The following is a 6,680-nucleotide window of genomic DNA, read 5'->3' on the forward strand; positions in this document are numbered from 1 at the left end:
ACCTGGATCTGGTGGTGGCCAGGGGGTATCTCTGCCGGTTGCTGGAGAACGCCCGTGTCGTTCGATATCTCGCGCAGAGTTTCCCGGAGATTCTTTCCGAATTTCAGAAAATGACCACTTCTGCCCAAATGCCTGTCTAATTTCTGCGAAGAGGCACTACCACTGACAACGTCAGCAATCCGCCCGACCTGGGGATGATGCCTTGCCGCTTGTTTTCCAAAAGGGTCGTGGTAAGGGCCTCGGCTCGGGGCGCACGCCCTGATGACCGGGCGTGCCATTCGACGGCAACTACTTGCAGCCCGTGTGGCCATCTCAATCGAGGATGCCCGGCCTTTCTCAGATTCGCCAGGAGTCTGCAGGGGCATCATTGTAGCTGATAGATGACTGCTCGGCCGTCGAGGGTCGCGACTTTGCCGATGCTCGTCCGCAGTGTTTCGTCCCGCACCCGCTGAACTATCTCGGATAGCTGGGCACGATTGGACCAGCCTGTGCTGATACTAGAGGTCTAATTGTATCCGAGCAGGTGACGCAATCCGACAATCGGCAGATAGACGGTCCAAATCATGCCGATGGCGGCGGCAACTCCAAGGCCAATCGCGGGAGCCCAAGCCTTCCATTGCATCTGGAGCCGCGCTGCTAATTCGGTCAAACTCCCTTCCATGGACGAATTCTCCCCAAATTTGATTCGAGAGGCGAAAGTACCATGAACGCCAAGACTGCCGCGCTTGCAATCGCCGCAACCGTTTGCATCGCTGGTTTCGCCTATTCCAGCGGTCATAAGGCCGGTCGTGTTTCTCAACTGAAGGACACCGTCACGGCCTACAACCGCCGCATGGGGATCGATGACAACGCAAACAGCCTCGGCCGCGTCGATCTCTGCCTGGAGCTTGGTGGCCTACTCGATGAGTGCGAGCGGCTAGACCGCTGATTTGCTCAACCGACTGATTTTTCCGCCCTCCTAACTTCACTGCCAAACTTAACAATTGCCCATCAGGCGGAAGGTACTAGCCATGACAGCCACTTTGCGCGGGCGCTTGCGCGCGTTTGAAATCTGACTCTGGTCAGACAATCCGTCCGATCCGGGCGGCGCGACCATGAAGGGTGTTACGCTGGCGAATTTCCGCCGCTATTTGAAAGCCGATGCCACAAGACGACCTGAAGAAGATCACCGATGACCAGGTGACGACGGTCCGATGCCTGACCATGTGAACGTCCGATCCACTGGCAACGCGCTGGATTGAAGCTCCTCCGAATGGTCATCAGCAGCAAAGTGTTCCCGCCATTTCAGCAGAAGCAACAAAACATCCGTGCAGCGCGCCTCGATGGCCGGCGCCAGACAGATCCTCGAGCGGCGGATTGCCGAGCTCGAGGAGCAGATCCAGGGCAAGCAGGCCCGGGTCCAATCCTACCAGGCCCAGATGCAATCGACCATCGACGAGAAGGCCAGCCTGTCAAAGCTGCTCAAGGCTGGATTGACCACCCGCCCGCGCATTCTGGAATTGGAACGATCGGCCTCGGATCTGCAGGGCCTAATCGACGAGAACCTCGGCGCTATAGCCGGCAGCCAACAGAGCAAAGCCGAACTCAACGGGCAGATCGCCCAATTGACCTATGAGCGCCGAGCCAAACTATCAGCCATGCTGATCGATACGCAATCGAACCTTGCCGTGCTGCCATGGACCGAGCCGAAGGGCGCGCGCCTTATGACGGCCAGGTGATGGATCTCAGCGTCTTCTCGATCGGCGCGATCGTTTCGCCGGGCCAGACTATCCTCGATATCGTTCCGACCGAAAATTCGCTGGTCGTCCAGGCTCAGACTCGCGTCGAGGACATATCGAACCTGCGACCCGGTATGGCTGCCGAAGTTCGTTTCACATCCTACAAACAGCGCTCAATACCCATAGTTCATGGTCGCGTCACCCGCATTTCGGCGGATCGCATTACCGACAGCAAGACCGGGTTTCCCTACTATCTTGCCGACGTAGCAGTCGACCCGGTGGAATTGGCTGCAGCCCCACAGATTGCGCTTTATCCGGGCATGCCGGCGTCAGTCATGATCGTCACCGAGGAACGCACCGCGCTCGACTATGTGCTAGGTCCGTTGGTTGTGTCGTTCCACTCCGCCTTTCGCCAGAAATAATAGGAGTTCGCGCCTATTCTTCGCGCTGGCCAACTGGTGAACCGCCGCGTCGAAGCCTCTGCGAGCATCGCTTCGAAGGCGCTTCAGGTCCTCTTGTTGGTGGTCGGCCTCGGGCGCACAACTTCCAAATCAATCTTGTTTGGCAGGTCTGGCCCTGCACTCTTGATAGCGGTGGTCATTCGGTGAGCAGGCGGGATGATGACCATCCGGACGTGTCGTTCAGGCCAGAGCGGCTTCCCGAAAATCAGAAAAAAGACAGCTATCAGGATGATGACCAATCCCGCTGCAAACGCGTTCGCGATGATCTCACCAGGATGCATGCGCTCTCCATGAATGAGTACCCGCCACGCCAAGCGAGCCGTGGCGGGTAATCAACCAACCGACGATGAAGACAATGATCGACGGTCACATTTCCAAATGTGGAAAAGGCTCCGTTGTTTCATGGGTCAGACCTTTGCGCTTCCATGTTGGGCTTTAGTCGGATCCGAGCAAGAAGGTGGTAGCAGTGCCAGCGCGAAGGCCCGTCACTGACCAGCAATGACGGGACCTGCCCCGTCGGGACACTTGGCCCGGGGTCGCAAGCGAAGCTACGAACGATCTTAAGAGGCATTCCCACTGACACCGTCAGCAATCCCCCCGACATGAGGATGATGCCTGCTTGCCGCTGGTTCTCCAGAAGGGTCTTGGCAAGTGCCTCAACTCTGGGGCGCGCGCCCTGATAACCGGGCACGCCGTTCGACGGCACCTACTTGCTACCCGTGCGGCCATTTCAATCGAGGATGCCGGCCGTTCGCAAATTCGCGAGGAGTCTGGCAGGGGCATCATTGCAGCTGATAGAAGACTGCTCGGCCATGCTCAGCGAGCACCAGGCCGCTATTTCGGCAACCAAGGCCTCGCCTCCGTCAATGGACGCCGAAACAAGGTGTCCGTCGTTGCCCATGGCAATTGCAACAGTGCCGTCCGCGCCATATCCGATCGCCGCAATTCTTTGAAATCGCCGGTCGCCGTCGACACGGACGTCGAACAGCACCGAGCCGGCGGTCTTTTCCGCCGCGTCTTCCACGCGATCGGAAAACGGGCGATTCATACTGCCTAGATTTGACAGCGACTGTTCAAACAAGACGAGTTCCACGTACTGCGCATTCATGAAGCGACTATGAGCGCGCGGGAGCAGCCGGCAATCCTGCCGTCGCCATTTCACACAGGAAACCTAAGTTGGGAGGGCAATCGGATTTGACACAGGGCATGTCCTCACCCGAGTTCGTGTCTCCCGAACGTCGCTCCTTGAGTTGAAGGTTGCAACGGCATCGTCGAGGGCCGTGACTATGCCGATGTTCGTCCCTGATTTTCCGTGCCGCACCCGATGAACTATCTCGGATAGCTGGGCGCGATCGGTCGATACGCCAAGCCATTCGCGGGCGTTGCACCGGCCGGCCCCCGGGGTGGCACTCCCAGTGAGGAGGACCCAACCGCCCTCCGCACGAGCGGCAGAAGCGGCCGCTGGTCGAAGATTTCACCAAGAGTTTTGCTGGAGCCTTGCTTTCGCATCGTCAACAAGGACGAAGGCGAGCGCCAAAGTGCAGCCTTTCGGAACTTGGTGGCAGAGACCGGAAGCTTTTATGTAGCTTCGAAGTCTAAATTTAAGCAGTTCGTTCTAGGTTGACCGGTGGGCTTGTTGTCAAGGAAACGCAATTGGGTGGATCGGGCAGAGCAATTTTCAATTTCGAAGGCGCAAGAAAGGCAGTTTTTTCAACGGCCAACTTGCCGGCGGCAATTGCGGTCGCCGTGCTTGTGATTTGCGCGATTCTTGCCGACTTGCAGAACACGAAAGTCTCCGATCAGCTCGCGCGCGCCGAAGTCCAAGCCAAGGTCAATATCATCCGGGCCAAGCTCGAAGGCAATGTAAACGGTAACCTCCAACTCGTTCAGGGCCTGGTCTCGACTGTGGTTACGGAGCCGTATATGGGGCAGCAGAGATTTGCCTCCCTTGCCAGCAACCTGTTCCAACAGAAATCGCAGCTGCGCAACATCGCCGGTGCTCCCGATCTCGTCATCTCACTGATGTATCCCATGGAAGGCAACCAGAAGGCGATCGGGCTCGATTACCGAAAGAGCGAGGCGCAACGAACGGCCGCGCTTCGCGCGCGCGACCTTGGCATTCTTGTGCTGGCAGGTCCCGTCGATCTGGCCCAGGGAGGGCGGGGCTTTGTCGGCCGCATTCCCGTCTTTGTGCCGACGGCGGGCGGCGGCAGCCGCTTCTGGGGCATCATCTCGGCCGTCATCGATGTCCACCAGCTCTACGCGGCAAGTGGCCTGAATGACCCCGGGCTAGACATCGACGTCGCGCTGACGGGGACCGACGGGCTGGGCGGGGGCGGCAAACGTTTCTTCGGGGGAGACACTGTCCTCGCCGGCAAGCCAGTGTCGGCAGATGTGCAACTGCCTTCGGGCTCCTGGGTGATTTCAGCCATACCGAAGGGGGGCTGGCCAGCCACTCCAAAGAATGCCTGGATTTTGCGGGGGCTCATAGGCTTTGCCGGCGCGCTGGTGGTGCTGCCGATCCTGGTGGCCGGGCGGCTGTTTGGCGAGAGACAGAAAAACTATGCCGAGCTCAGACGCTTGTCCGGCCGTCTTGAGCTGGCTTTGGAAGCTTCTGGGATCGGCGTGTGGGAGCACGACCTGGCCACAAAAGAGCTGCTATGGGATCACCGCGTCAACCAAATCTACGGCAAGCCAGCCGATGGCAAACCGCGCGGCTATGACGACTGGGCTTCGGCCATTCATCCCGACGATTTCAACCGGGCGCGCCAGGAGTTCGAGTCGGCCGCAGAGAGGAAAGGACCCTATTCCTCGCAATACCGAGTCCTGCTTGCGGAGGGCGGCACGCGCCACGTGCGCACGCGCGCAGCCTTCTTCCAGGACATCGGCGGCACGCCAAAGATGATTGGCGCCGAGTGGGACGTGACCAGCGACGTGCTGCTCAACGAGACGCTCATGCGAGAGCGCCAGCTGTCAGAATCGAAAAATGCCGAACTTGAGGTCGCCAAAGCGCGTGTCGAGCATGTGGCTCTGCATGACCCGCTGACGGGTCTGCCCAACCGTCGCTATCTCGATGAGTTGCTTGCCGAAAACGGGGAAAAGGATACCCGTACGGCACTGCTGCATCTGGACCTCGACCGCTTCAAGCAGATCAATGATACGCTGGGCCACGCAGCAGGTGACGCTATGCTGGTGCACGCCTCCAAGGTCATCAAGGTCAACACGACTCCCGGTGATTTTGTTGCACGCATCGGCGGTGACGAGTTCGTTGTGGTGAGCCATGGGCGTGATGACAAACAACTTTCCGCGCTCGCCGACCGCATCATCACGCAGATGCGCCGGCCGGTCGATTTTCTGGGCAATCCGTGCCGGTTCGGAGTGAGCATCGGAATCGCCGCCGGAACCGAACCCAGGCAACTGCTGGTCAACGCCGATCTCGCCCTTTACCGGGCCAAACGCCGTGGTCGCAATCGCCACGAGTTCTTTGACGAAGAGCTGCAAAGCGAGATCGTGCGGACCAAGCAAATTGCCGACGAAATCCTGGGCGGGCTGGAGCGCGCCGAATTCACAACATACTATCAGCCGCAGTTCGACGCCCGCACGCTTGAGATCGTCGGAGTAGAGGCGTTGTCGCGCTGGAAGCATCCAACACGCGGCATCCTGGCCCCCCAAAGTTATCTTAAAGTGGCCGAAGAACTCAACGTCGTGGCAGTCATCGATCGCGCTGTCCTGGAACAGGCGCTAGAGAACTTCGAGCACTGGTCGAGCAGCGGTCTCAACATCCCGCACGTCTCGGTCAATGTCTCCGCCAAGCGCTTGGAGGACAAGGATCTGATCCATGGCTTGCGCAAGCTTGCCATCAAGAAAGGAACCCTTTCGTTTGAGTTGGTCGAGTCCATCTTCCTCGATGATAATGACGACCTGGTCACGTGGAACCTGGAGCACATAAAGGAACTCGGCATCGACATCGAGATCGATGACTTCGGCACCGGCCATGCTTCGATAGTGTCCCTGCTCAAGCTGCAGCCGCGCCGGCTCAAGATCGACCGTCAACTGATCACGCCCGTCACCCAGTCGATCCCGCAGCGTCAACTGGTCTCGTCCATCATTGAGATCGGCAAATCGCTGGGCATCGAAGTCATTGCCGAGGGTGTCGAGACGAACGACCACGCCCGCATCCTGAAGGAACTAGGCTGCGATATCCTGCAGGGCTATGTTTTTGGACGCCCAATGGAGGCCAAGGCTTTCACGGCGTTTGTGCAATCGCGCAAATGGTTGGCAGCGGGGTAAGGTCATGCCCGCTCCGTCAGAGCGCCGGTTCGCCAATGTGCTCCGCCCTTGCGTGCCGGCGAAGTGAGCCAAAGCAAAGGTTCCTCGTGAGTCAATTCGACCCGTGCCGAAAGAGGAACTTCAGGATCGCTTCGACGGCAGATCAAGGCGGGCGAACGCCTGACAATGCGCTTATGTGATTTCCCGGCGGCCCAGAGGGGCACCTATAGGC

The 6,680-nt window shown here is 58.9% G+C and carries 7 protein-coding genes and 1 pseudogene; 5 read left to right on the forward strand and 3 right to left on the reverse strand.

Features of this window, described 5'->3' with window-relative positions; all coding sequences use genetic code 11:
* Nucleotides 1–703: 703 nt before the first annotated feature.
* The 4 genes from EN893_RS13065 (at nucleotide 704) to EN893_RS39210 (ending at nucleotide 2,140) form a co-directional block, all read left to right on the forward strand.
* Nucleotides 704–928 (forward strand): hypothetical protein, encoded by a 225-nt coding sequence (locus EN893_RS13065; RefSeq protein WP_127266850.1) that lies wholly within the window; start codon nucleotides 704–706, stop codon nucleotides 926–928.
* A 166-nt stretch (nucleotides 929–1,094) separates the two neighbouring features.
* The gene (locus EN893_RS40025) at nucleotides 1,095–1,175 is read left to right on the forward strand and encodes a hypothetical protein (RefSeq protein ID WP_306256524.1); all 81 of its coding nucleotides are present in this window, start codon (nucleotides 1,095–1,097) and stop codon (nucleotides 1,173–1,175) included.
* Nucleotides 1,176–1,322: 147 nt separating this feature from the next.
* Nucleotides 1,323–1,718 (forward strand): hypothetical protein, encoded by a 396-nt coding sequence (locus EN893_RS39205; protein WP_245465164.1) that lies wholly within the window; start codon nucleotides 1,323–1,325, stop codon nucleotides 1,716–1,718.
* On the forward strand, nucleotides 1,676–2,140 hold the full coding sequence (locus tag EN893_RS39210; protein ID WP_245473747.1) for an HlyD family efflux transporter periplasmic adaptor subunit: 465 nt from the start codon (nucleotides 1,676–1,678) through the stop codon (nucleotides 2,138–2,140). Before EN893_RS39205 ends, EN893_RS39210 begins: the two co-directional genes overlap by 43 nt.
* A gap of 83 nt (nucleotides 2,141–2,223) precedes the next feature.
* On the opposite strand, the gene EN893_RS13080 is transcribed toward EN893_RS39210, so the two are convergent.
* From EN893_RS13080 to EN893_RS40030, 3 genes and pseudogenes are all read right to left on the reverse strand, one after another.
* On the reverse strand, nucleotides 2,224–2,460 hold the full coding sequence (locus EN893_RS13080) for a hypothetical protein (protein WP_127272447.1): 237 nt from the start codon (nucleotides 2,458–2,460) through the stop codon (nucleotides 2,224–2,226).
* Nucleotides 2,461–2,909: 449 nt separating this feature from the next.
* Entirely contained in the window at nucleotides 2,910–3,260 is a 351-nt protein-coding gene (locus EN893_RS13085) for a hypothetical protein (RefSeq protein ID WP_236383564.1), read from the reverse strand.
* A gap of 90 nt (nucleotides 3,261–3,350) precedes the next feature.
* Nucleotides 3,351–3,533, reverse strand: a pseudogene (locus EN893_RS40030) (hypothetical protein); the annotation flags it as partial.
* Between the two features lie 299 nt (nucleotides 3,534–3,832).
* On the opposite strand from EN893_RS40030, the gene EN893_RS13095 reads away from it, so the two are divergent.
* The gene (locus tag EN893_RS13095) at nucleotides 3,833–6,469 is read left to right on the forward strand and encodes an EAL domain-containing protein (protein WP_127272448.1); all 2,637 of its coding nucleotides are present in this window, start codon (nucleotides 3,833–3,835) and stop codon (nucleotides 6,467–6,469) included.
* Nucleotides 6,470–6,680: the final 211 nt, after the last annotated feature.

Source organism: Mesorhizobium sp. M7A.F.Ca.CA.004.04.2.1 (genome assembly GCF_004022825.1).
Classification (GTDB): domain Bacteria; phylum Pseudomonadota; class Alphaproteobacteria; order Rhizobiales; family Rhizobiaceae; genus Mesorhizobium.

Bases quoted from the DNA above. Each gene is read 5' to 3' on its own strand.
- EN893_RS13065 (WP_127266850.1), top strand. From the start codon at position 704: ATGAACGCCAAGACTGCCGCGCTTGCAATCGCCGCAACCGTTTGCATC.
- EN893_RS40025 (WP_306256524.1), top strand. From the start codon at position 1,095: ATGAAGGGTGTTACGCTGGCGAATTTCCGCCGCTATTTGAAAGCCGAT.
- EN893_RS39205 (WP_245465164.1), top strand. From the start codon at position 1,323: ATGGCCGGCGCCAGACAGATCCTCGAGCGGCGGATTGCCGAGCTCGAG.
- EN893_RS39210 (WP_245473747.1), top strand. From the start codon at position 1,676: ATGGACCGAGCCGAAGGGCGCGCGCCTTATGACGGCCAGGTGATGGAT.
- EN893_RS13080 (WP_127272447.1), bottom strand. From the start codon at position 2,460: ATGCATCCTGGTGAGATCATCGCGAACGCGTTTGCAGCGGGATTGGTC.